Source organism: Mycobacterium sp. E1715 (assembly GCF_001667625.1).
Lineage (GTDB): Bacteria > Actinomycetota > Actinomycetes > Mycobacteriales > Mycobacteriaceae > Mycobacterium.
Genome location: NZ_LZJJ01000455.1, coordinates 1 through 23,016, shown reverse-complemented (window position 1 = coordinate 23,016; position 23,016 = coordinate 1). Strand labels below are relative to the sequence as shown.

The following is a 23,016-nucleotide window of genomic DNA, read 5'->3' as shown; positions in this document are numbered from 1 at the left end:
GTCAAGCTCAGCCAACAGCCGGTCGACGTCGGCCGGGTTACGGACGAACGACAAGTCCACCAGGTCGGCCAGTTCGATCACGGCGGCGAGATCGCTGACATCACGGTCGGTGATCGCCGAGATCGGCAAGTCGGTGTCGGGCATGTTGATGCCCTTGCCCGCCTTCAGTCGGGCCTCCCCTTGCTCCGGGCGGTCGATGCGCACGGTGAGCACGTCGCGAGCGACGGACACGACGCGGCCGCCGATCTTGCCGTCGTCGAAGTAAACGGCGTCCCCCGCCCGGGCATGGTCGAAAGCCTCGGGCAGCGTGCAACCGATGCGCGCGGCGGGTTGACCACCGCCAACCGGCGCCGGTGAACAGTCGCGGGTCAGTTGCAGAAGGCTTCCGGCGCGCACCACCAAGCTCTGCTCCGCTGCGGCGAGCGGACCCACCCGCGCCGATTCGTCTTCGGTGGTCAGCACCGTCCCCGTCACCAGGTAGGTGGTCTGCTGCGTCGTCACGACGAAGCCACGTCCCGTGGGCTCGGTGCCGTCGTTGAGCACGAGGCGCCGTTGGGACCCTCGCGCGTCCCGGAGCACCAGCATGTCGCCCGGACGGCGGCCGGCGAGCCACCGCACCGGCACCGTGAACACGGTCATGCCCGGTTCCGGCGGGTTGGCGGGTTCTTCGATCGAGGTCATCCACGCCCGCGCCGGTGCGACGACCCGGCCGAGCTGATCTCGTCGTGGTCGAAGCTTGACCACCCGGGGTCCCGGCTCGAGCGGCCCGGTGCGCAGCTTCGGCCCGGCCAGATCCATCGCGACCAGACACGTGGTGCCGGCCTCCGCGGCCGCGTCCCGGACGTGGCCGACCATGGCTCGCCATGCATCTGCATCGTCGTGGGCGCAGTTGATCCGCGCGATGTTCATGCCTCGCCGCACCAATTCGCGTACCAGGTCAGGGTCGGTTGCGGCCTGCGTCGGCAGCGTGACCATGATGCGCGTCATCCGATGCGCCGGCCGGGGCCCCAGCAGCTCGACGCTGTGTTGGCGCAGGATCTTCGGCCCCAGCTCGATGGGGACCGCGGACGGCGCCGGCGGCTGCCAACCCCCGTCCGCCATGGCCACGATGGCCGCGCGGACCGCGGCGAGCGTGGCCTGGACGTGGGCTTCGCTGCGACCCAGCGACGACAGGCCGAACTCCGCGAGGCCGGACTGAAGTTCGCGCAGGTCGAATTGGCGGATCGCCCAGTAGTGCAACAGGTTTCGTGCGCTCGCGCGGTGCTCCGGCGCAATGGCCGGCAGCCACCGCGCCCAGGAGATCTCCGCCTCCCGCAGGCTTGCCAGCAGGCCGTCGATCTGCGCCAGCAGGGCCGCCAGCCGCCGACGGACCTCGGGTTCGCCGGCGTCGGGCGGGGCCGGGTGCGCAGCATCGACCATGCGCTCAGCAGACAAGACAACTCCCAGCTCGGCGGCCCACGGCCACATAGTGTTAACGTTCGCGTAACGCGTAGGGCGCGAATCATCAAGGTACACAGCGAATTTACTCGCCGGCTGCGGGTCAACACAGGGGAATAGGTCCCTTGATGGGGCCGCGGTGGGGGTAAGCGGCCGTGAGGTGTTGGCTATCCGACCGTGATCGCCGCCAGGCCACGTCCCACCCGGTCGGGCAGGGATCCGCCATGGCTGAGCCAATCGTCGAGGGCGATGCGCACGGCCGCCATCGCCAGCGCGCCGATCAGGCGGGGCCTGGGGTCCTGCGGGGCCAATCGCGGCAGTCGCGGCGCGATCAGATCGGCGATCGCCAGCTCGTACCGCACGTAGATGTGCAGCGTCCAGGCGTCCAATGTGTCGGAAGACCTTGTCAGGACGGCCAATTCGCGAATCTGGTCCTCGATGTCGGCGAACCCGCCCGCGAGCTCGGAGAAGGCGCCGACGACCGCATCGGTGGCGCTCAGGCGCGCAGGCTGGGCCGCCAGGGCGTCGGTGATCCGGTTGAGCCAATGGACGGTCATGCCCTCGGCGACGGCGTCTTCCTTGGAGTTGAAATAGCGAAAGAAGGTCGCGCGCCCGATGTCGGCCTCGTCGGCGATCCGGTCCACCGTGGTGCCGGCCAAGCCGCGATCGGCTACCAGCTGAGCCGCGGCGCCGGCGATCCGCTGGCGCATCGCCGTTCGCTTGCGTTCGGCCAACGATGCCGTGGCAGCCATTCCCCCACCTTTTCCGCAAATCACGTCCAAGTCGTAAGACATAGTCTTAGCATGAGACGATGTCTCAAGACACCGATTCGTCCGATCAGCCCGGTTCGAAGGCGCGGGCCGCGTGGCAGTTCGTCCAGCAGATGGTCGCCGACGTCACCAAGATCGTCACCGAGGACGCCGAGTCCGAGCGGGAGCTGCTAGAAGGGCTGCGGATGATCGCCCGCGTCTCGTCGCTGTGTGCACAGATGTCGGTCGAGTCCGATGCCGACCGGCCCACCTTCTTCGATATGTGTTCGGCGAACCGGATGGTCGGCGGCCCCAATCCGGACGGCAACTACTACCTGGCGATGATCCGTGGCGACCGGAGCTACCGGATCACCGGCTCCCGGGGCACCAGCGCCTACCTCGGGTTGCAGATCCTGGCCGGGACGGGGCTCACGCCGCGGCGCATGGCCGGGTATGTCAGCGACGTCGACTTGGCCTTGGCCTCAGGCGAATTCGCGGTCGTGCTGTCCGCGGATCAACCCTCCGAACTCGCCGGCGCCCAGTGGGTGCGCATCCCCGACGACGCCTCATCCGTGGTGGTCCGCGAGTACATCGGCGACCGTGCGCACGAGGAACTCGCCACCCTGCGCATCGAGGCGCTGGACCCCGCCCCGCTGGTCCCGCTGACCGACGCCGAGCTCGCAGATCAGTTCACCGCGATGGCCTGGTCACTGATGAAGTTGACGACGCTGCACCGCACCATCAAGCCGGAACTGCTCGACATGCCCAACACCTTGCTGACCGCCGAGGCCGCCAACCTGGGCGCCGCGGACACCACCCCGGACAACCTGTACATGATCGGGACCTTCCGGCTGGAGCCCGACGAGGCCCTGGTCCTCGACATCGCCCCACCCGACACCCGGTACTGGAACGTCACCCTGGAAAGCATCTGGCACGAGTGCCTCGAGCCGCGGGCCCGGCACAGCTCGGTCACCAACCGTGGCGCGGCCCCCGAAGGCGACGGCCGGGTGCGGATCGCCATCTCCGCGAACGACTTCGGGTTGGGCCACTGGCTCGACACCGGTGGCCGGCATCGGGGGTTCGTCGTCCTGCGCTGGCTGGACAACCCCAGCCCGCCCGACGTGAAGGTGTCGGTGCGCCGATGCGAGGAGGCCGTATGACACTGCAGGATCGATTCGCCCCCGAGCGGCTGATTGCCGCCGCCTGCGAGGAGGTCGGCAGCGACGACTTCGGCGCCGAGGGCTGGCGGCCCGGGCTGCACCGCCTCACCGACGGGCTGATCAACGACGCGCGACTGTCGGACATCGGGGTGGAGATCGCGCACCTCGACATCATGCGGGCCCTGAAGAACCGCCTCGGTGTGATCGCCTCGCGCAAAGAGCATCCCGAGATCGCCGCCAAACCGGTCACGGCGCCGATCTTCATCGTCGGCCAGCCACGCACCGGGACCACGATCCTCTATGACCTGCTCGCCCAGGATCCCGCGCTGCGCGCCCCGCTGACATGGGAGGTCGACGAACCCTGCCCCGTTCCACAACCGGAGACCTATCACGACGATCCGCGGATCGCGCAGGCGCAGGCCAGCATCGAAATGTCCGAGCAGATCATGCCGGGGTTCCTGGCCTTTCATCCGATGGGCGCGCTCGTCGGGCAGGAGTGTGTGCGCATCACGGCCGGCGAGTTCGTCAGCATGATCTTTTCGGTGCAGTACCGCCTGCCGGGTTACTACCGTTGGCTGCTCTACGAGGCGGACCACGCGGGCGCATACCGATATCACCGAATCTTCCTGCAGCACTTGCAATCCGGCGTAGCCGGTCAGTGGTTGCTGAAGTCGCCCGCGCACCTGTGGCAGCTGGACACGCTGCTGGCCGAATACCCCGACGCGCTGATCGTGCAGACGCATCGTGACCCGCTCAACGTCATCTCGTCGATCGCGGCCCTCACCCACCACCTGCGCCGGATGTGCAGCGGCGAATCGAGCATCGCCGAGTGTGCGGCGCAGTCCTACGAGGAGATCGTCGTCGGCCTGGAGCGCGAGATGGCCCTGCGGGACAGCGGCGCCGTGCCGGCCGACCGCGTGATCGACGTGCAATACACCGACTTCATCACCGACCCATGGACCACGATCAAGGACATCTACCAACGGCTCGACCGCGAGCTGCGTCCCGACGCCGAGCAGCAGATGCGCGAGTTTCTCGCCGCCCACCCCGGCGATGGGGGCCGCGGCCGCTACACCTGGTCGGACACCGGCCTGCAGGCGGGCGAGGTGCGCGAGCGGGTGCGCGCCTATCAGGACCGCTACGCGGTGCCGACCGAAAACCTGCGGTGAGCCGGGTCGCAGCGAACACCGTTGCGACGCTTGAGGTCTCCAACCGAGTAGGATCGCCGCAAAGCGACGGGAGCGGCCATGGACGAGGACTGCCTGAAGCTCACCACCTACTTGGCCGAGCGCCGGCGGACCGACGCGGGCTTTGTCTCCGACGTGCTGCTCGACCTGTACGGCCGGCACCGCATCGCCTGTGGCGTGGTGCTGCGCGGCGCCGGTGGTTTCGGTACCGGTCGCTACCTGAGGACCGACGAGTCGCTGACCTTGTCCGAGGATCCGCCCGTCGCGATCGTGGCGGTCGACACCAGGGCGAAGATCGAGGCCCTGCTCGACTCGGTGCTCGCCATCAAGCAGCGCGGCCTGGTCACCGTCGAGCGGGCGCGGCTGCTGCGCGACGGCGGGTCCTTCCCGGGGCCGCTGGAACTCCCCGAGGAATTGCGCGAAGCCGTCAAGCTGACCGTGTACGTCGGCCGCAAGGAACGCGTCAACGGCACCCCGGCCTACGTCGCCGTCTGCGACCTCCTGCATCGGCGCCGGATCGCCGGCGCCTCGGTGCTGTTGGGGGTCGACGGCGTCAGCCACGGGCAGCGGCATCGCGCCCGCTTCTTCGGTCGCAACGCCAACGTGCCGATGATGATCGTGGCCGTCGGATCCGGTGAGCGCATCGCGGGCGTGCTGCCGGAGCTCGCCGGGCTGCTCCGCGAGCCGATGTTCACGCTGGAGCGGGTCCGGGTGTGCAAACGCGACGGCGAACTGCTGGAGCGGCCGCACGCGCTGCCCGGGGTCGACGAACGCGGTTTGTCGCTCTTCCAGAAACTGACCGTCTACACATCCGAGTCGGCCTTGGTCGACGGGGTGCCCATTCACCGCGCGATCGTGCAGCAGCTGTGTCAGCGCGACACGCCCGACGGCGCGACGGTGCTGCGTGGCATCTGGGGATATCACGGAGACCATCGGCCGCACGGCGACAAGTTTCTCTCGCTGCGTCGGCGCGTCCCCGTGGTGACCATCCTCGTCGACACCCCGGCCCACATCGCCGAATCCTTCGACGTGGTCGACGAATTGACCCGCGACGACGGGCTGGTGACGAGCGAGATGGTGCCCGCCGTGGTGTCAGACGAACACGACGCCGGCGACGGCCCGCCGCGCATGGCCCGCCACCGCTACTAGCGATCGCGAGCGCGGCGGACCGAGCGGACGCGGGTCGCACCGCGATTAGGTCAGCCGGCGACCGAGGCCTCGTAGATGGACTGGATCGCCTTGTCCAGCGTGGCGTTGAACTGCTCGTCGGACTGGTCGACGGCGAGCCCCTCGGTGAGGGCGCGGCTGAAGCTGGCGATCAACCCGGTGTTCTTCGCCAGCAGCTCGTTGGCTTCCTCGCGGGAGTAGCCACCGGAGAGGGCGACCACCCGCATGACCTTCGGGTGCTCGATCAGGGGGCGGTAGAAGTTGACCTCGGTGGGCAGGCTCAGCTTGAGCATCACGCGCTGACCCGCGGGCACGTTCTCGAGTTGCTTGGTGATCTCGTCGCGCAGGATGCCTTCGGCCTCCGCCTTGTCCGAGATCGAGATGGTGACCTCCGGTTCGATGATGGGCACCAGACCGTGCGAGAGCACCCGGTGGGCCAGTTCGAATTGTTGGGCCACCACGGCGGCGATGCCCCCCGCGTTGGCGCCCCCGATCACCGACCGTTCCTTGGTGCCGAAGACGCCCTTGCCCACGGCGCGCTCGAGCAACTCGTCCAGCCCCGGGATCGGCTTCATCAGCTGCACGTCATCCGACGCCTCGGCCAGGCCCTTGTCGATCTTCAGGATGGGCACCACGCCCTTGGTCTCCCACAGGTAGGTGGTCGACGGCTTGCCCTCGATCTCGCGGTCCATGGTCTGCTCGAACAGGATCGCGGCCAGCACGCGGTCGCCGTTGAATACGGGCGACGTGATGATCCGCGACCGCATCTGGTGGATGAGGTCGAACATCTCCTCCTCGGAGGAGTACGCGTCGTCCTCGATGCCGTAGAGGCGCAGCGCCTTGGGCGTCGAGCCGCCGCTCTGGTCGAGCGCCGCGATGAATCCCTTCCCCGACGCCATCCGGTCCGCTTGCTTCTCGTTTGGCATGGAAGTTCCCCACTCCTTCGTGGTCCCCGTACGGTCACGGCCCCTGCGGTGCTCGCGCCCTGCAAATAATCGTGCCGATCATATTCGGCCGATCAAAGTCCCAGAAGGCAGGCCGTCACAGGTCGGCTTGGTCTGGCCGGGGGGCGGCGGGTCTGACGCGCCACAGCGCCATGCGGTCGAGGAGCCGGTCGCGCAGAACGAGCGTGTGGAAGAGGACCGCGCACATGTGGGCGGTAAACGCTGCGAACAGCAGGAACGCGAACGCGCCATGGCACTCGCGGAGCACCGCGAAGACATCGATGCTGTGCGGCGCGATGCCGGGCAGCCGCAGCGGGCCCACCAGGGTGACGGGGAACCGTGCCGCCGACAGCATCGCCCACCCGGTCAGTGGCTGCACCAGCAGCAGGGCGTAGAGCAGGCGCTCCGACCACGTCGCGATGCGCCGTTCCGCGCCGCTCATCGTGGCCAGGAAGGGTGGGGGCCGGTGCCTGAGCCGGTTCGCCAGCCGGACCACGGCGAAGATCAGGATCAGCACTCCCAGGGGCCGATGGATGGCCAGCAGCAGCGGGTAGTAGCTCAGCGCCGCGACCATGGTGACGCCGATCAGCAGTTGCGCGATGACCATCGGCGCCATCAGCCAGTGCAACAGGCGGGACGGCAGCGCGAACCGGGCCGCGGCGGTGCCGGCCGTCACCGCAGCACCCGGGAGACGTCGACTTCGCTGGGCGTCTTGGGCTCCTCGGCGCGGCGGGTGAACGAGCGGGCGTAGACGGCCGACCTTGCGGCCAGCAGTGGGTCGTCGGAGGCGGCGATGCCATCCGGCAGGACCAGGGGGTCGAAGTTGATGTCGCGGGCGTTGCCCGGCGCTTCGGTCTGCACGCCCGTGACGGTGATGGTGCCGGCCTCGATGCTGCGGCGGGCCGACGGCCAGGGCTTCGAGGCGTCGTGCGTGGGATCGCCCGGCTCGCCGATCGTGAGCACGAGCCGCCAACTCAGCGGGCGCTGCGCGAGCGCGCGGATGAGGTCGTCGAACAGGTAGTCCTTGCCGGCCGCCGCCGGGACGGCCGCCGTTTCCTGGGGAACGGCGGACCAGCGCACGGAGACGGTCGCACCGGCGCCGTTGGTGAATCGAAACGCGTTCAACCCGCGATACGTGCTGTCGGCGAACCCAGCACTCGGCGGCGCGCCCTTGATGACCTTCATGGCAGCGACGGTCTCCGGATGGCGGTCGAGGAAGGCGGCCATCTTCGCGGGGTCGGGCTTGCCCGTCTCGGGCACAGGCTTGGACGCGAGCAGCCGGTCGTAGAACCCCTGCGGAGTGCTGTCCGGGAAGACGGGGATGTTGATCATCGCGGTGCGCCATTGCTCGCCGTCGGGACCCTGGAAGAGCAGGCCCAACCCCCGGACCGTGGTCGGCATGTCAGGCTGATCCGGCAGACCGCCCGACAGGGAAAACCGGCCGATCACCGGCACGCTCCCCGGCCGGAAAATCCCGGCCCGGCAGACCGCCGCCCCCGCCCCCGTGCTAGCAAACGTTCCGAACGCGCTGAGCCCCTTCGCGTGGTTGCGCCGAAAACCCTCGTGACGCCCGTAGACATGCTCGAAGCGGTCGGTGAACCGGGGCGGCGTCAGCGCGCCGGGCCGCAGCCAGCCGCCCGCGTAGGCGAACCCACCGACGTCGACCGCGGCGATGCCGGCCACCGCTCCCATGCCCAGCAATGCGCTCCGCCGGGTCAGGGCTTCGGCGAGGGACCGGGTGCGCTCGACATCGCCGGGCGGGTCGTCCTGCGGGCCTTCGTGATCACCGGGCTCCACGGCCACCGCCCTTCCGCGTTTCTGCAGGCCACACGGCCCAGGCTGGACACGAATCCGGTGCAGGCAATTCACGCATGGGCCGAACGCGCGCGCAACTTTTGCGATGACCGTCGCACACACTCACAGGACGGCGCGGGGGTGTCATTCGTTCACTCGTTTTGGGGGTGGTTCGCGAAGTGACATACCATCTACTGAGAACTTGCGGCTGCATCTGTGGCTAGCAGCGCAGATCGATGGAGTGTGTCTCCTCCGACGGGCAAGCGCTTTCCGTGGGGTTGAACCAGCAGCCCCCGGGCTGGCAGTGGCTGTTTTGAGAGCTAACGGGTCCCGCGCGGGACCGAATGTGAGTGAATAGACCATGGGCGAACTAACCGGTGATCCAATAGACCCGACCGCTTTTTCAGTGGGAAAACAACAGGTAGAACAGGCGGTCGTCCTCACCGTCTCGGGCGAGGTGGACATGCTCAGCTCACCGCATCTGGCCGAGGCGATCCAGACCGCGATGGCGACCAAACCCGCCGCGCTGATCGTTGACCTGTCGAAAGTGGACTTCCTGGCGTCCGCCGGGATGACAGTGTTGGTCACGGCGCAGGCCGAGACCGAGCCGCCCACGCAATTCGCGGTCGTCGCCAACGGCTCGGCGACCAGCAGGCCGATCAAATTGATGGGAATCGACAGCGTGCTCTCGCTCTACAGCTCGCTCGACGACGCGCTGAGCGGCATCGCTGGTGGGTGAACCTCGAGATGGGGGCACAACTGGAGACGATGGGGCGCTCTGATCAGTCGCATGACGTGTCACAGACCGACGACCGGTCCCGCTTCGCGCGGAATCGCGTGGCTGCCGACCCGCGCAGCGCGGCTCGGACCCGAGCCGAGTTCGGCCTCTGGCTCGAGACGCATTTCACCCTCAGTTCCGACCGGTTCAGCGACGTCCTGCTGGCGGTGAACGAAGCCATCGCCAACGCCGCGGAATTCGCCTATTGCAACGCCTCGCAGCCCGGGACGCTCGACGTGAGCGCGGCCTATGACCGCCGGTCTGACACCCTGGCCGTGTCCGTCGGCGATCGCGGGCGATGGCGCCACAAAATTCCGGCTCCCCGGCAGCAGCTCCGGGGACGCGGCATCCCATTGATGGAGGTCCTCGCGGACCAAGTGACCATCGACCGCACACCCCACGGCACCCGCGTCACGATGACGTGGACTGACCTCACGGGACGGCCCGACGCTTCGTAACTACGTCGCTTGCGCCAGGACTTGCTGAATGCGGTCCTCGCGCGGCAGGACCGGACCGTCGTCGAGGGATTCGTCGATACCGAGCTCGGCGAGGCCGGCTCTGGTCAGCAACGAGGTGCCGTACGCGGCGAGAACCAGCTTCTGATCCTCGCTGTGCCCCTCCTCGACGAGCATCGCCCCGATGAGGCAGATGACGGCCATCTTGTAGGCGTTGAAGGCGCGGTACCACTCGCGGTTCTGCAGCTTGATGCCGCTGGTCCGCTCGTAGTGGGCGAGCAGGGCGTCGATCGGGAGCGCTGCGGGATGGCTGTTGATGCCGACGGGCTGCGCCCACAGCATCTCCAGCCAGCCGATGTCGGTCAGCGGATCGCCGACCGTGCTCATCTCCCAGTCGAATACAGCGCTCACCTCGCCGCCGGTGAAGCCGAAGTTGCCCGGTTTGGCATCCCCGTGCACCAGCGTGACCGTCGGGCAGGGCGCCGGCCGGCTCTCCCGCAGCCCCCGGTGAAGCCGTTCGAGGGCGGGCAGGCAACCACGCTTGACCCGGTCCATCTCCGCGGCCCAGTGGTCGAGTTCTCGCTCGAGGTGCGTCCCGCCGTCGTCGAGCGAATCGAGCCCGGTCCGGGCGAGGTCGACGGCATGGATGGCGGCGAGTTGCTCGACCAGGCTCCGGCACATCCGCACCACGGTCTCGTCCGCGACGCCGGCGGGCGCCTGCATCTCGTACACGTCGCCGGCGACGCGTTCCATTACAAAGAAGGGCCGGCCCAACACCTCGCCGGTCTCTTCCAGCCACAGCGCCCGCGGCACGCGGACCCCGGTGTCCTGGAGTGCGGACAGGATGCGGAACTGGCGCGGGAGGTCGTAAGGCTCCAGCAGCGCGGGCGGCCTGGGCCGCAGCCGCAGCACCAGGTCTTGGCGTGCCCGCCGATCGCCGTGGCCGGTGACCACGGTCAGCATCAGCATCTCGGCCGAATGGCCGAAGCTCACCCGGTCCAGGCCCTCGACGCGGACATCGTCGGAGTCGGGCAGTCGGGTGCGAAGCCAGCCCTTCAGCCGCGCCCCGAAGTCGGCGGCCACGGTCACTGGCGAGCCCCTTCGGCCGACAGGCGCTCGACCGGCGTCCTGTCCTGGGTGAACGCCGACATGTCCATCGCCGTCCAATTCGGATACCGCCGGTAACCGGCACCGCCGAGCAGTAATTCGAATACGCCCCAACCGGTGTGGCCGTCCCGCTCGAAGCGCATAAGCTGGTCAAGGGCCATCGACTTACCCTCCGTCTCGACAAGCTGTTCGGAATTGCCACTGTCCCAATGGAAATGGATGAAGTAAGCCCCGGCGCCGAGGTCCTCGTACTGGCAGTGCGCCATCGGCAGCCCGTAGTAGGCGTTGACGTGTTGATGCGGCGCGTCAGCGATGACTCGATGGGTCTCGCCGTCCTCGTCGGTGAAGACCAGCACCGCGCGGGCGGGCCGCTTGCGTGCGCCGTCGAACTCGACGTCGTGTTCGATCTTGACGAACCGCTTTGACAGTGTTCCATCCGCATAGGTGATGCCACCGTCGACGTATTGCACTGTCCCGTCGGCTGTTTCGATGACCCACGCCTCGATCGCGTGGTCGTCGAAGCCCGCGTCGAGCCACAGCCAGAAGTCGATCCTGTCGGACACCCGCACGCCGAAGGTGCGGTCGCGACCGCCGTGAAACCCGTCGACGCTGATCCGTTCGCCGTCGATCCGCACCCAGCCGCTCCACCGGCCCGGTTCCTTCATGTGATACATGTCGGCGAGCACCCGGCCGTCGTCGCCCATCACCTTCATGGGCAGCAACTCCCACATCGGCGCGCTGGGTTGGTAGTAAAGCTCCCACTCGATCCCCGAACCATTGGGTTCCACGTCAAGCCGCCACTTCTTCAGGGGCTCAACGCAAGTCCAGCGCATCGGCCCGGCACTGAGCTCAGTTCGATCGCCGCCCGCGATGGGCTTACCCGCCAACAGATCCCAGTGCCTGCCGTCGGCGAGACTCACCTTGACATAGCCCAGCCCACTGCCGGTGTTCGGATTGTTGCCGTAACCGCTTGCCAACAACATGGTGCCGTCGGGCGACGCCGCGAAGAAGTAACAGCGATCCGACCACGTCGGGTCGCTGTCGTGTACCGCGTCGAACGTCGTCGGAAGCTGGTGCGTGAACGACTCGTCGGCGGCGGAATACACCATGGCTGTCCTCTCGAGCGATTTGGTTGATTCGCAACGGAATTCGTTGTGCTGCGCGGCGCATCCCGTAACATCTGCGCCATGGAGCCGAGCCGCCGGTGGGGCGACGACCGCGCGATCCTCGATGACGAGGAGGCCCGCAGGCGCATCCTGGACGCCGCCGGCCGCTGCATCGTGCAACGCGGCAACACCCAGTTCCGGATGGGTGAGGTGGCCGACGAGGCCGGAGTGTCGCGGTCCACGGTGTACCGGTACTTCCCGGGACGTGACGATGTCCTGCTGGGCCTGATCCTGAAGCGGGTCGACCACGCGCTCGGCGCGTTGGTGCGCTCGCTGGCCGCCCCCGACGATCCCGTGCGGTCGGTGCCGGAGATGGTGCTGGCCCGCGTCGAGTCGGTAGACGGCGATCCCCTGAACGAGGCGCTGTTCGCCGCCGAGAGCACCGCGGTGGCGACGGCCCTCGAGAAGGGGTCGGAGCCCATCGTGGAGACCCTGTTGCGGCATTACCAACCGCTGCTGGATCGGTGGAAGTCCGCCGGCCGCCTGCACGCCGACCTCGATCCGCGGTCGGTGGTGCAGTGGCTGCACGCCACCACGCTGTTTCTGCTGGCGCCCTCGTGGCGGTACCGCACGACCGCCGACAAACGCCGGTTCGTCGAGCAGTTCGTGGTGCGAGCCCTGGTACCACAGATCAGACAATAACTAAGTATTGTCTGATGTCGAGACGTTCAAGTATTTTTGTCTGACCCCGTGCCGCGATGTCCCACGGCTCGCGGCGCGGGTGACACATCCCCCACTGAGGAACGACCGCGATGAACAACCCCGTGACGCAGGCGCTATCGGTTGCCGGCCTGGCCGCGCACCTCGGCCGTGGCATGGGCCGGGTGGCCACCGACGCGGTGGTGGGTGGTCGGGTCGGGCTCCCCCGCCGGGCGCAGGACATCGACGCGGCGGTGCTGTCGAGGATCATGGGCACCGCCGTCAGATCGGTCCGGCTTCTGGGCAGCGACGCGGGCACGTCGGCGCGGGCACGGCTGGTGTTGACGGGGAAGAACGTCCCCGACTCGGTGTTCGTCAAGCTCGCGGCGACGACCGCGGCGACCCGGTTGATGGGCGAGCTGGGCCGACTCGGGCACACGGAGGTGAGGTTCTACCGTCAGCTCGCCCCGCAGGTCGTCGGCGCCCCGTATTCCTACGGGTCCGCGTTCGATTCGTGGACCGGACGCTACCTGGTGGTGCTGGAAGACCTCCCGGTCGAGTCGTGCGAGTTCCCCGACACCTTGCATCCCCTTTCGCCCGACCAGGCCAGCCTGATCGTCGAGCTGCTCGCCGACCTGCACGCCACCTTCTGGGAGCGACTGCCCCGGGACGGGCGCGGTCCATTGGGCTGGCTCTACACGCCGTCCGGCGACGTCACTTCCCTGCTGACCGGCTCGCTGATGCACGCCTCGATCAAGCGCCTCGCCGACCGCACCGAGATCCCCGTCGAGAACGGCCGTTTCATCGCCGACAATTACCGCGCGGTCGCCGCTCTCATCGACACTCCCCCGCACACCGTCATGCACGGCGACGCCCACCCCGGCAACATGTACTTCCACGGCGGCAAGGCCGGGCTGCTGGACTGGCAGGCGGTGCGGCGCGGGCACCCGTCGCGCGAGCTCGCCTACACGCTGATCACCAGCCTCGACCCCGAGGACCGCCGAGCGACCCAGCGCGAGCTGCTCGACGACTACCGCCGTGCCCTCGCGGCGGCCGGTGGCCCGACCCTGGACCGCGATGACCTGTGGCTGCGGTTCCGCCAGGCAGCGCTGTACGCCTACGTGGCCCCCCTGATCACCGCGGGAATGGGCGGCATGCAGGTCGAAGACGTCGCCATGGAAGGGCTGCGGCGCGGTGTCGTGGCCCTCGACGATCTGGAGACGGTCTCGGCGCTGAAGAGTTCGCTCTGACAGAAAGATCGCCCCAACCTATTGCGATGCCCGCCGCAAGAGTTACGCTACTAGCCGTAGCGTAATGCTGCCAGTCTCGTTCGCGCCTGTTGCCCGTTCCGGCAAGGAGAGTCACATGTTCGACCTGAAGATCGTTGGTGGCACCGTCGTCGACGGCACCGGCGCGGAGCGCTATCACGCCGACATCGGCATCAAGGACGGCAAAATCGTCGACGTCGTCCGCCGCGGCGCCGACGACCCGGCGCTGGGCGGGGAAGCCGCCGAAACCATCGACGCCACGGGGCATGTGGTGGCCCCCGGCTTCGTCGACATCCACACCCACTACGACGGCCAGGTGAGCTGGGATGGCCTGCTCGAGCCGTCCAGCGGTCACGGCGTCACCACCATCGTGACCGGCAACTGCGGCGTGGGCTTCGCCCCGGTGCGGCCCGGCACCGAGCAGTGGCTGATCGAGTTGATGGAGGGCGTCGAGGACATCCCCGGCACCGCGCTGACCGAGGGCATCACCTGGGGCTGGGAGACCTATCCCGAATACCTCGACGCGATCGGCAAGCAGAAGTTCTCCATTGACGTGGGCAGCCAAGTCGCGCACGGCGCCATCCGCGCCTACGCGATGGGCGAGCGCGGGGCCCGCAACGAACCAGCGACGCCCGACGACATCGAGGCGATGGGCCGGCTGGTCCGGGAGGCGATCGAGGCCGGCGCTCTGGGGTTTTCGACGTCGCGCACGATGGGGCACCGCGCCATGGACGGTGAACCGGTGCCCGGCACGTTCGCCGCCGAGGATGAGCTGTTCGGGCTCGGGCGGGCCATGGCCGCCGGTGGTCAGGCCGTCTTCGAGCTGGCGCCGCAAGGCTCCGCGGGCGAGGACATCGTCGCGCCCAAGAAAGAACTGGACTGGATGCGCCGGTTGAGCGCTGAGATCGACAGGCCGGTGTCCTTCGCGCTGATCCAGGTCGACGCCGATCCCAACCTGTGGCGCGAGATGCTCGACCTGTCCGCCGACGCGCACGCCGAGGGCGCCCGCCTCTACCCGCAGGTCGCGGCCCGACCGTTCGGGATGATGATCGGGTTCCAGGGTCATCACGGCTTCAGCCACCGGCCCACCTACCGCCGGCTGGCGGCCGAATGCAGCCGCGAAGAACTCGCGCAGCGCCTGGCCGACCCGGCGGTGAAGGCCGCCATCCTGGCCGATGAGGACCTGCCCGCCGACCCGACGCTGTTGTTCGACGGGATGTTCGCCCTGGTGCAGCATTCGCTCAAGCGGCTGTACGCGCTGGGCGATCCGCCCGATTACGAGCCCACCCCCGAACGCACCGTCGCCGCCATCGCTGCGGCCCGCGGCGAGGACCCGTTGTCCACGCTCTACGACCTCATGCTCGAGCGGAACGCGACCGCCATGCTGATGCTGCCACTGTTCAACTACGCCGACGGCAATTGCGACGCGATCCGGGAAATGCTGCTGCACCCGGCCGGTGTGCTCGGGCTTTCCGATGGCGGCGCCCACTGCGGGATGATCTGCGACGCTTCGTATCCCACGTTCCTGCTGACCCATTGGGCCCGCGACCGGCGCCGGGGCGACAAGCTGTCGCTGGAGTACGTGATCCGTAAGCAATCGCGCGACACGGCCCACCTGTTCGGCCTCACCGACCGCGGCACCATCGAGAAGGGCAAGAAGGCCGACATCAACGTCATCGACATGGACGCCCTGACGCTGCACCCCGCGGCGATGGCCTTCGACCTGCCGGCCGGCGGCAACCGGATCCTGCAGGGAGCCAGCGGTTACGCCGCCACGATCGTCAGCGGGACCGTGACGCGGCGCCACGACGTCGACACCGGGGCGCGCCCCGGCCGTTTGGTGCGGGGAGCGCGTTAGGGCCCGCGCATGAACGCGCCCGCCGGCAACCAGACCCGCACCTGCCCCCCTTCTGGAGAGGACGCGATCGGCACCCCGCCGGAGAGCCCCACCCTGGTGCCGGCGCAGCGGTACTACTCGCCGGAGTTCGCCGCGCTCGAGGTCGCGCGAATGTGGCCGAAGGTCTGGCAGCTCGCGTGCATGGTGGACCACGTCGCCGAGCCCGGCGACTACTTCGAGTACCGGTGCGGACCGTACGGGGTGCTGATCATTCGCGACGGCGACGGCGTGCTGCGCGCCTTTCAGAACGCGTGCCGCCACCGCGGCAACTCGGTGTGTGTGGGCTCGGGCTCCGGGCTGCGGGAGCTCAAGTGCGGCTATCACGGGTGGACCTGGGACCTGGCCGGCACGCTCAAGCGGGTGCCCAACCGCAAGGGCTTCGGGTCACTCAAGATGTCGGACTTCCCGCTGGTGCCGGTCCGGGTGGACAGCTGGGCCGGACTGGTCTTCGTCAACCTCGACCTCGGTGCGATGCCGCTCCTCGAGTATCTGGAGGCGGTGCCCGACGACATCGCCTGGTGCCGGCTCAGCGACTTCCGTTGCTACGCGACCCTGACCGTCGAGGTCGACGCCAACTGGAAGACGATCGCCGACGGCTACAGCGAGACCTACCACATTCAGACGCTGCACCCCGAGTTGCTGCGCTGCGTCGACGACATTCATGCGCCCCAACAGATCTGGGGTCACACCGGCAAATCCGACCAACCCTACGGCGTGCAGAGCCCCCGCTTCGAGGGCCGGCTCAGCGACGAAGAGGTCTGGGACGCTTATGTGTACACGCAGGGCGCGCTGATGGGCGCCGCCGAGCTCACGCCCTTTCCCGCCGGCGAACGCCGGCCCGGGCAGACGGTCCAGGACCTGATCGCCGAGCACACCCGGGCGTTTGCCGCCAGCCGCGGGGTAGACCTCGATTGGGCCGACACGGACCGGATCACCCGGCTGCACCAGTACAACGTCTTCCCCAACATGACGCTGCTGACCAACGCAGACCACCTCACCGTAATGTGCTCGCGGCCCGGCCCCGATCCGGATCATGGTGAGCTGGTGATGTTCTTGATGACCCGAATGCCGCCCGGCTCACCGCGCGCCAAGCCGACCGACGTCCGGGTGACCGCCGGCGAGGCCGAGCCCGGCGTGGTGCTCACGCAGGACATCCAGGTGCTCGCGGGCCTCCAGCGCGGCCTGCACCAACCGGGCTTCACTCACTTGGTGCTGTCCAGCGAGGAGCGGCGGGTCATCAATATGCATCGCAACCTGGAGCGCTATCTGGACCTATCCCAATCCGAGCGGATGAGTGGCGGCACGGCGAATCAATCGCCCACAACATAATCCGTGTAGACACGCCGTAATCGGTCCGATGGGATTTAGAATCCATCTCGTGATGACCCCGTCAAACCCGTGGGGGGACGACAGAGGGCAACTCGCGCATCAGCTGCAGATGCGATATGAACCACTCGCGCGAAGACGCGCGCGCCGAATGTGTCAGAACTTCGAACGCGTCGGTGTCCGAACGGCACCCGACCGTGTCCGGGAAATGCTGGCGGGGGCGCCCCTGGCGGCCCATGAAGTGATGGACGTCAATTTCGCGCTCATCGCTCTGCAGCTCGACCGTGAAACACGGGCCGCGCGGTACAAGCGGCTGAAGCGCCAAGGTGCCCGCTCACTGATTTTCGCCGGGCTGGTCCTGGTGGTGCTGAACCTTCTCATGTGCATGGCGTACGCCATGCTGAACCTGGCGGAGCAGGGCGCGCCTCTGTAGCGCTCAGCGCGGAACGACGATGCCGTTGTCGTAGGCGTACACGATCGCCGCCGCCCGATCCCGCAGATCGAGTTTTCCGAAAATTCGGCCGATATGGCTCTTGACCGTGACGCCGGAAATGCAGAGCTCGTCGGCGATCTCGCCGTTGGACAGACCTTTGCCCATCAACGTGAGCACGTCGAGCTCGCGAGTCGTCAATCCGCCGATCGCCGTGCCGCGCGGACCGGGAGCGGCTTTGCGGTACGTGGTGAGCACGCGCGCGGTGACCGCGGGATCCAGGTAGCTGTCGCCTCTGGCAACCGCGCGCACGGCGCGAATCAGTTCCTCGGCGGACGAGTCCTTGAGCACGAACCCGGCCGCCCCGGCGCGCAACGCCTCGGACAGCAACTCGTCCTCGTTGAAGGTGGTCAGGGCTAGGACCGGCGGCGTCCCCCCGAGCCGGCGCGTCGCCTCGATGCCGTCGACCCGGCGCATGCGCAGATCCATCACGATCACATCGGGTCGATGTGCTTCGACCGCGGCCGGCACCTCGTCACCGTCGGCGCATTCCGCGACGATGACGAAGCCGTCCTTGCGGCGCAAGATCCGGCGCAACCCCGACCGCACCAGGTCCTGGTCGTCGACGAGAAGGACGCTGATTTCGGGGATTTCCGCGATGTTCGGGATCACGCCTTGCACCACCACGGGCGCCATCCGGTGTCACCCTCGTGCAGCGGGATGTCGGCGCGCACCGACCATCCATCCTCGGTCGGCCCGGCGTCGATCGCCCCGCCCAGCAGCTCGACGCGCTGGCGCATGCCACGCAGGCCGCGGCCCTCGGCGGATTGCGGGGCCGCGATCGCCACCGGTAACCGGTTGTCGACTGTGATCCTCGCCGACGCGGACGAGACCGCCAGCGTCACCGCCGATTTCGAGTCGGGCGCGTGTTTGGCGATGTTCGCCAGCGATTCCTGCGCGATGCGGTACAGCGCCAGACCGACCGCTGCCGAGACGCGTTCGGTGGCTCCGTCGATGCTCAGCGTCACGTTTAGGCCGGCCCGCTGGAAGTCCGCGACCAGGACCCCCACATCGTCCATCCCGGGTTCGGGCGTCGTTTGGGCCGCCTTGGTCGGCGAGTTGTCCAGCAGTCCGACGGTGCGGCGGATGTCGGCCATCGCCTGCCGGCCCAGGCGCTCGGCCTGTTCGAGCGCCTCGACCGCGTCGTCGACGTCGCGGTCTTGCTGCAGTCCTCGGCGCGCACCGGTCACGTGCAGCAGGGTGATGCTCAGCGAGTGGGCGATCACGTCGTGCACCTCGCGGGCGATGCGACGCCGCTCATCGGCGGCGGCGTGCTCGGCCAACAGCTTCTGCGCCTCGATCTGTTCGGCCAGCAGCAGCCGTTGAGTCCGCATGATGTAGCCGAGCAGCCAGCCCGCACCGACGAAACCCAGGTACAGCACCACCGCGTCCAAGCGGTGCAGCGCGGACGCGGCGAGCAGCATGGCCGCCGCCGAGGCGGCGGCCAACAGGCCACCCATGACGGAGGTCAGCGTCGTCACCGACAGCACCATCATCACCAGCAGCGCCGGAGCGAAATCGGCGTGGATGGGCGTCGAGGTTCCGAACAGAAGCATGGCCGTGGCCGTCGACCAGGTCGCCCACATCAGCAGCGGACTCAGCTTCATGTTGCGGAAGAAGAACAACAACGTGGGTGAGATCGACAACGCGAACGCGGCCACCGCGACGGGGAGGTCAGCGTTGGGCCGCTGCAGAATCGCGATCACCCCGCCCGCCACCTCGGTGGCGTCGACGGCTACGAACGACGCCCAGGTGATGCCGACCGGAATCAGCTCACTGCGTCGGCGAAACTGTTCGCGCAGGTATCCCGTTGCAGCACGCAACATCGTCCAATCGTAAAGAGTGCGCCACCTGCGGACATCATGCCGTGGTCGGCAATCGCCTCCGCCCGTGGTAGGAGGCAAAGACTGCACTTCGGCACGACGCGCAAGGGGTCACCGTTTTCCTAGCGTTTCAGTCATGACATGGACACTGCTGCACGACCGAATGGCCTTCATGGCCGAAGTGATCAAAGCCGCCGAGGCCGACGCCGAGCGGGCGCTCGCGGTGGTCGCCGACTCACCCGAGATATCCCGGTTGTTCGGTGACGAGGAGGGCCTGCTGCTTTCGCTGGGACAGCGCTGGATGACCATGCTGGTGGCCAAGCTGGACCAGGCCGCGCACGAGGGCGTGGCTGCCGAACAGGTGCGGGCCGATCTCGAAACCGCCGAACCCGGGCTGCACGCACTGGTGCGGATCGGCTCCCGGCGGTCGCTGCGAGTGCGCTCGCTGACGCGCGGCGAACATGTGGCGGTGGGTCTCTTCGGCGGACCGAGCGGCGATCGGCAGACCGTTGCATGACATTCCGGGACTGATCTCGCGATTCACCGCTCGGTACGCGGTCCTGATCGTCGGGCTGTGGGTCCTGGCGGCCGGTGCCGCCAACCTGGCCGTTCCCCAACTCGAGCGGGTGGTCGACTCACATGCCCGATCCTTCATGCCCACCAACGCGCCGAGTGCCGTCGCGGCCTCGCGTGCCGCTCAGCTGTTCGACCAGACGCCGAGCAACAACTTCGTTTACGTTGTGCTGGAACGCAATCAACGGCTGACCCCACGCGACCGGCAGTTCTATGAGGCGCTGGCCGCGGCGCTGGGCTCCGACCGGCGGCACGTCTATGCGGTGACGGACCTGTGGTCACAGCCCGCGACGGCCGCCGGTGCGCAGAGCTCCGACGGGCGAGCCGTCAGCGTCATGGTCCGGCTGGCCGGAATGCTGGGCACGGCGCAGGCGCGCGATTCGGTGAACGCTGTCCGCGCCACCATCCAGAAGCTCGCGCCGCCGGCCGGCCTCGAAGCCCATGTCACCGGACCAGGCGCCACCATCGTCGACGAATTCTCCGCGATCGATCGACAGATGCTCGGAATCACCGCCGCCACCATCGGTCTCATCCTGCTCTTGCTGTTGATGGTGTACCGATCCCCGATCGCGGCCGGAATTCCGCTGATCTCCGTCGGGCTCGCCCTGGCCTTGGCCCGCGCCGTCGTCGCCGCCCTGGGCCAGTCCAATGTGGTTGAAGTATCGTTGTTTTCGGTTGCGCTCATGGCGGCCATGACGCTGGGTGCGGGCACCGACTACGCCATCTTTCTGGTTGGCCGCTACCACGAGGCGCGCCGCGGCGGCGTCGCACCGACCGAGGCGTTGACGCAGGCCTACCGTTCCATCGCCCCCGTCGTGATCGGGTCGGCGCTGACCGTGTCGGTGGCGCTGGCGTGCCTGGTGTTCGCCAATGTCGGGTCGTTCCGGAGCGCCGGATTGCCCTGCGCCATCGGCATTGTGGTGACTATGGTCGCGGCGCTGACGCTGACGCCCGCACTCATGAGCCTCGCCATCCGGCGGGGCTACCTCGAACCTCGCCCGTCAAGGACGGCGCGACGCTGGCGGCGCGTCGGCACGGCGGTCGCGCGCTGGCCGGGGCCGATCCTGGCCACCGCGGGCGGGTTAACCCTCTTGATTGCCCTACCGCTGGGCGGATTCCGGGTCGGCTTCAACGAACCCGCCGCCACGCCGTCGTCGACCGACTCCAACCGCGGCTACGTCAGTGCCGACCGACATTTCGCCGCCAATGCGCTGTTGCCCGATGTCATCGCGATCCAGGCCGACCACGACCTGCGCAACCCGGCCGGCCTGATAGCCATCGAGCGAATCACGCGCCACATCATGGCCGTACCGGGCGTGCGCGCGGTGCAATCCGCCAGCCGGCCCGACGGCAAGGTTCCCGAACAGGCAACGTTGACCTATCAGGCGGGCGTGCTCGGGCGTCAGTTCGGGGACACCGTCGACTCGCTGGCCCAACGCCTGAAGCGGGTCTCCGAACTGGACGGCGCGCTGGCGCGGACGCAGCTTGCCATCGACGGCCTCGGAAATGGACTACGCGGTGGCAGTGCGGGATTGGCCGACATGTCCGGTGCCGCCGAAGACATGCGCGCCGGTATGGACGGGCTGCAGCGCAACGTCACGACCGTGTCCGGCTATCTCGACCCGTTGCGGGACTTCGTCGGGCGGACCCCCGACTGTGCGGGCAATCCCATCTGCTCGACGGTCGATCGAGTGCTTCAGCCGGTCGACAGCCTGGTGCAGACCTCGGCACGCCTGGACGCGGGCACCGCGAAGTTGACCAGCGGCTCCAACACGGCCGCCGCTGCGATGGCCAGCCTGCCCCAGAGCGTCGCGTCGATGAAAGCCGCTTTGGCGCAGGCACGTTCGGCTACCCATGACCTGCTGAGCCTGTCGGACACCCTCGGACCGCAAATGCGACAGTTGACCGACTACCTGGACGAGATCGCGACCCAGTTTCAGGGCAGTGCGGCGGCGGACTTCTACCTGCCGCAACGGGCGTTGACGGATCCGCGCTACACCGCCGCGTTGGGCCACCTGCTCTCCGAAAACGGCTGCGCGGCTTACCTACTCGTCTATGGCGAAGGCTCGGAGTGGGGCGGTGACGGCGCCGAGCGGGCGGACCTGGTCCGCGCCGCCATCAAAGAGGCCACCAAGGAAGGCACCCTGACGCCGGTGGAGGTCGACCTTGCCGGCGTCGGCCCGGTGACTGCCGACCTGCAGCGCTTCGTCGCAGCCGACACCAAGCTGCTGGTCGGCGCCGCGCTGGTCCTCATCTTCTTGATCGTCACGGCGATGCTGCGCAGCCCAGTCGCGGGATTGGTCGTCGTCGGGACGGTCGTCACCTCGTACGCGTCGGCGGTCGGGGCCAGCGTGCTGATCTGGCAACACCTGCTCCACCACGATCTGCACTGGGCCGTCGCCCCGATCGCGTTCATCGCGCTGATCGCCGTCGGCGCGGACTACAACCTCCTCCTGGCGCTGCGCATCAAACACGAAGCGTCTGCGGGCCTCAAGACCGGCATCATCCGCGCATTCGGTGGCACGGGCGGGGTGGTCACCGTGGCCGGCATCGTCTTCGGGCTGACGATGCTGGCATTGCTCAGCAGCAGCGTGCTCAGCATCGCTCAAATCGGCAGCACCATCGCGGTCGGGCTGTTGCTGGACACCCTGGTCGTGCGCGCGTTCGTCGTGCCGTCCATCGTTGCGCTGCTGGGCCGTTGGTTCTGGTGGCCGCGCGGGCTACCTCGCCGGGTCGGCGTTGGGGTGAAAACGCCGTTGCGGCGGCCGCTTACGGCCGCTACTGCTGCAGCGCGGTAGCCGGCATCCCGACCAGCACACCTTCGACGTCGCCGTCGGCGCCCACCATCAGACCGCGCCCCGGCGGCAGCGCTTGGGCCCGGACCATCCGGTTGATCCGGTTCTGCGGGTCGTTGTCCATGTAGAGCTGCGCGACCTTTGCCGAGTTCTGGAACCTCATCCACGGATCCATCTGCAGCGTCGCCCAAACCGCCGGTGGGGGCGGCGCTGTGGAAGCTGATGGAACGTGCCCGGCAGATCGGGCTGCACGTGTTCACC

21 protein-coding genes and 1 pseudogene are annotated in these 23,016 nt (G+C 68.2%); 12 read left to right on the top strand and 10 right to left on the bottom strand.

The genetic code is table 11. The annotated features are described in order from the left end of the window. A partial coding sequence (locus A9X03_RS23065; protein WP_068263204.1) for a pyruvate kinase occupies positions 1-1,419 on the bottom strand: 1,419 nt, incomplete at its 3' end. 185 nt (positions 1,420-1,604) lie between these two features. After that, a complete protein-coding gene (locus tag A9X03_RS23060) occupies positions 1,605-2,189 on the bottom strand; it encodes a TetR family transcriptional regulator (protein ID WP_067753118.1) in 585 nt (194 codons plus the stop codon). 59 nt (positions 2,190-2,248) lie between these two features. Here A9X03_RS23060 and A9X03_RS23055 point away from each other — a divergent pair, with 59 nt between their 5' ends. The 3 genes from A9X03_RS23055 to A9X03_RS23045 all read left to right on the top strand — a co-directional run bounded on the left by A9X03_RS23055 (position 2,249) and on the right by A9X03_RS23045 (position 5,682). Further along, on the top strand, positions 2,249-3,346 hold the full coding sequence (locus tag A9X03_RS23055) for a DUF1214 domain-containing protein (protein WP_067753121.1): 1,098 nt from the start codon (positions 2,249-2,251) through the stop codon (positions 3,344-3,346). Continuing rightward, positions 3,343-4,515, top strand: a complete 1,173-nt coding sequence (locus tag A9X03_RS23050) for a sulfotransferase (RefSeq protein ID WP_068263201.1) — start codon at positions 3,343-3,345, stop codon at positions 4,513-4,515. The genes A9X03_RS23055 and A9X03_RS23050 overlap by 4 nt, the downstream gene beginning before the upstream one ends. Before the next feature lie 78 nt (positions 4,516-4,593). Continuing rightward, the gene (locus A9X03_RS23045) at positions 4,594-5,682 is read left to right on the top strand and encodes a DUF190 domain-containing protein (protein ID WP_068263199.1); all 1,089 of its coding nucleotides are present in this window, start codon (positions 4,594-4,596) and stop codon (positions 5,680-5,682) included. A gap of 50 nt (positions 5,683-5,732) precedes the next feature. Here A9X03_RS23045 and A9X03_RS23040 read toward each other — a convergent pair whose 3' ends face one another. From A9X03_RS23040 to A9X03_RS23030, 3 genes are all read right to left on the bottom strand, one after another. Beyond that, a complete protein-coding gene (locus tag A9X03_RS23040; RefSeq protein WP_068263196.1) occupies positions 5,733-6,626 on the bottom strand; it encodes a fructose bisphosphate aldolase in 894 nt (297 codons plus the stop codon). 115 nt (positions 6,627-6,741) lie between these two features. Then, the gene (locus A9X03_RS23035) at positions 6,742-7,320 is read right to left on the bottom strand and encodes a cytochrome b (RefSeq protein ID WP_067780197.1); all 579 of its coding nucleotides are present in this window, start codon (positions 7,318-7,320) and stop codon (positions 6,742-6,744) included. Next, complete coding sequence (locus A9X03_RS23030; protein ID WP_304442439.1) at positions 7,317-8,441, bottom strand: catalase family peroxidase; 1,125 nt, start codon at positions 8,439-8,441, stop codon at positions 7,317-7,319. Before A9X03_RS23030 ends, A9X03_RS23035 begins: the two co-directional genes overlap by 4 nt. 358 nt (positions 8,442-8,799) lie before the next feature. Between A9X03_RS23030 and A9X03_RS23025 the strand changes: the two genes are divergently transcribed. Both A9X03_RS23025 and A9X03_RS23020 read left to right on the top strand, forming a co-directional pair. Further along, on the top strand, positions 8,800-9,177 hold the full coding sequence (locus tag A9X03_RS23025; protein ID WP_067753137.1) for an STAS domain-containing protein: 378 nt from the start codon (positions 8,800-8,802) through the stop codon (positions 9,175-9,177). A 56-nt stretch (positions 9,178-9,233) separates the two neighbouring features. Beyond that, positions 9,234-9,674, top strand: a complete 441-nt coding sequence (locus A9X03_RS23020; protein WP_068263207.1) for an ATP-binding protein — start codon at positions 9,234-9,236, stop codon at positions 9,672-9,674. Here A9X03_RS23020 and A9X03_RS23015 read toward each other — a convergent pair whose 3' ends face one another. Both A9X03_RS23015 and A9X03_RS23010 read right to left on the bottom strand, forming a co-directional pair. Beyond that, a complete protein-coding gene (locus A9X03_RS23015; protein ID WP_067780194.1) occupies positions 9,675-10,760 on the bottom strand; it encodes a phosphotransferase family protein in 1,086 nt (361 codons plus the stop codon). Then, positions 10,757-11,887 carry a hypothetical protein gene (locus A9X03_RS23010; protein ID WP_067780192.1) on the bottom strand — a complete coding sequence of 377 codons (1,131 nt, stop codon included), beginning with the start codon at positions 11,885-11,887 and terminating at the stop codon, positions 10,757-10,759. The genes A9X03_RS23015 and A9X03_RS23010 overlap by 4 nt, the downstream gene beginning before the upstream one ends. A 78-nt stretch (positions 11,888-11,965) precedes the next feature. Between A9X03_RS23010 and A9X03_RS23005 the strand changes: the two genes are divergently transcribed. The 5 genes from A9X03_RS23005 (at position 11,966) to A9X03_RS22985 (ending at position 17,507) form a co-directional block, all read left to right on the top strand. Then, positions 11,966-12,586, top strand: a complete 621-nt coding sequence (locus tag A9X03_RS23005; protein WP_067753146.1) for a TetR/AcrR family transcriptional regulator — start codon at positions 11,966-11,968, stop codon at positions 12,584-12,586. Positions 12,587-12,696: 110 nt separating this feature from the next. Next, on the top strand, positions 12,697-13,833 hold the full coding sequence (locus tag A9X03_RS23000) for a phosphotransferase (protein WP_067753149.1): 1,137 nt from the start codon (positions 12,697-12,699) through the stop codon (positions 13,831-13,833). A gap of 115 nt (positions 13,834-13,948) precedes the next feature. Next, positions 13,949-15,709: an amidohydrolase family protein gene (locus A9X03_RS22995; protein ID WP_067753152.1), complete on the top strand. Its 1,761-nt coding sequence runs from the start codon at positions 13,949-13,951 to the stop codon at positions 15,707-15,709. A gap of 9 nt (positions 15,710-15,718) precedes the next feature. Beyond that, on the top strand, positions 15,719-17,077 hold the full coding sequence (locus A9X03_RS22990) for an SRPBCC family protein (RefSeq protein ID WP_067780190.1): 1,359 nt from the start codon (positions 15,719-15,721) through the stop codon (positions 17,075-17,077). A gap of 241 nt (positions 17,078-17,318) precedes the next feature. Then, complete coding sequence (locus tag A9X03_RS22985; RefSeq protein ID WP_231975444.1) at positions 17,319-17,507, top strand: hypothetical protein; 189 nt, start codon at positions 17,319-17,321, stop codon at positions 17,505-17,507. A 3-nt stretch (positions 17,508-17,510) separates the two neighbouring features. On the opposite strand, the gene A9X03_RS22980 is transcribed toward A9X03_RS22985, so the two are convergent. After that, positions 17,511-18,200, bottom strand: a complete 690-nt coding sequence (locus A9X03_RS22980) for a response regulator transcription factor (protein ID WP_067753161.1) — start codon at positions 18,198-18,200, stop codon at positions 17,511-17,513. Continuing rightward, positions 18,173-19,390: a sensor histidine kinase gene (locus tag A9X03_RS22975; RefSeq protein WP_067780237.1), complete on the bottom strand. Its 1,218-nt coding sequence runs from the start codon at positions 19,388-19,390 to the stop codon at positions 18,173-18,175. Before A9X03_RS22975 ends, A9X03_RS22980 begins: the two co-directional genes overlap by 28 nt. 133 nt (positions 19,391-19,523) lie before the next feature. On the opposite strand from A9X03_RS22975, the gene A9X03_RS22970 reads away from it, so the two are divergent. Both A9X03_RS22970 and A9X03_RS22965 read left to right on the top strand, forming a co-directional pair. Further along, positions 19,524-19,904 (top strand): hypothetical protein, encoded by a 381-nt coding sequence (locus A9X03_RS22970; protein WP_067753167.1) that lies wholly within the window; start codon positions 19,524-19,526, stop codon positions 19,902-19,904. Further along, positions 19,897-22,758, top strand: coding sequence for an RND family transporter (locus A9X03_RS22965; protein ID WP_068263195.1), 2,862 nt, complete (start codon positions 19,897-19,899; stop codon positions 22,756-22,758). Before A9X03_RS22970 ends, A9X03_RS22965 begins: the two co-directional genes overlap by 8 nt. On the opposite strand, the pseudogene A9X03_RS22960 reads toward A9X03_RS22965, so the two are convergent. Then, positions 22,739-22,951, bottom strand: a pseudogene (locus tag A9X03_RS22960) (hypothetical protein); the annotation flags it as partial. The gene A9X03_RS22965 and the pseudogene A9X03_RS22960 overlap by 20 nt on opposite strands. Positions 22,952-23,016 lie beyond the last annotated feature (65 nt).

Coding starts and splice junctions, on each gene's coding strand:
- A9X03_RS23060 (WP_067753118.1), bottom strand. CDS start 2,189: ATGGCTGCCACGGCATCGTTGGCCGAACGCAAGCGAACGGCGATGCGC.
- A9X03_RS23055 (WP_067753121.1), top strand. CDS start 2,249: ATGTCTCAAGACACCGATTCGTCCGATCAGCCCGGTTCGAAGGCGCGG.
- A9X03_RS23050 (WP_068263201.1), top strand. CDS start 3,343: ATGACACTGCAGGATCGATTCGCCCCCGAGCGGCTGATTGCCGCCGCC.
- A9X03_RS23045 (WP_068263199.1), top strand. CDS start 4,594: ATGGACGAGGACTGCCTGAAGCTCACCACCTACTTGGCCGAGCGCCGG.
- A9X03_RS23040 (WP_068263196.1), bottom strand. CDS start 6,626: ATGCCAAACGAGAAGCAAGCGGACCGGATGGCGTCGGGGAAGGGATTC.
- A9X03_RS23025 (WP_067753137.1), top strand. CDS start 8,800: ATGGGCGAACTAACCGGTGATCCAATAGACCCGACCGCTTTTTCAGTG.
- A9X03_RS23010 (WP_067780192.1), bottom strand. CDS start 11,887: ATGGTGTATTCCGCCGCCGACGAGTCGTTCACGCACCAGCTTCCGACG.
- A9X03_RS23005 (WP_067753146.1), top strand. CDS start 11,966: ATGGAGCCGAGCCGCCGGTGGGGCGACGACCGCGCGATCCTCGATGAC.
- A9X03_RS23000 (WP_067753149.1), top strand. CDS start 12,697: ATGAACAACCCCGTGACGCAGGCGCTATCGGTTGCCGGCCTGGCCGCG.
- A9X03_RS22995 (WP_067753152.1), top strand. CDS start 13,949: ATGTTCGACCTGAAGATCGTTGGTGGCACCGTCGTCGACGGCACCGGC.
- A9X03_RS22990 (WP_067780190.1), top strand. CDS start 15,719: ATGAACGCGCCCGCCGGCAACCAGACCCGCACCTGCCCCCCTTCTGGA.
- A9X03_RS22985 (WP_231975444.1), top strand. CDS start 17,319: ATGGACGTCAATTTCGCGCTCATCGCTCTGCAGCTCGACCGTGAAACA.
- A9X03_RS22980 (WP_067753161.1), bottom strand. CDS start 18,200: ATGGCGCCCGTGGTGGTGCAAGGCGTGATCCCGAACATCGCGGAAATC.
- A9X03_RS22975 (WP_067780237.1), bottom strand. CDS start 19,390: ATGTTGCGTGCTGCAACGGGATACCTGCGCGAACAGTTTCGCCGACGC.
- A9X03_RS22970 (WP_067753167.1), top strand. CDS start 19,524: ATGACATGGACACTGCTGCACGACCGAATGGCCTTCATGGCCGAAGTG.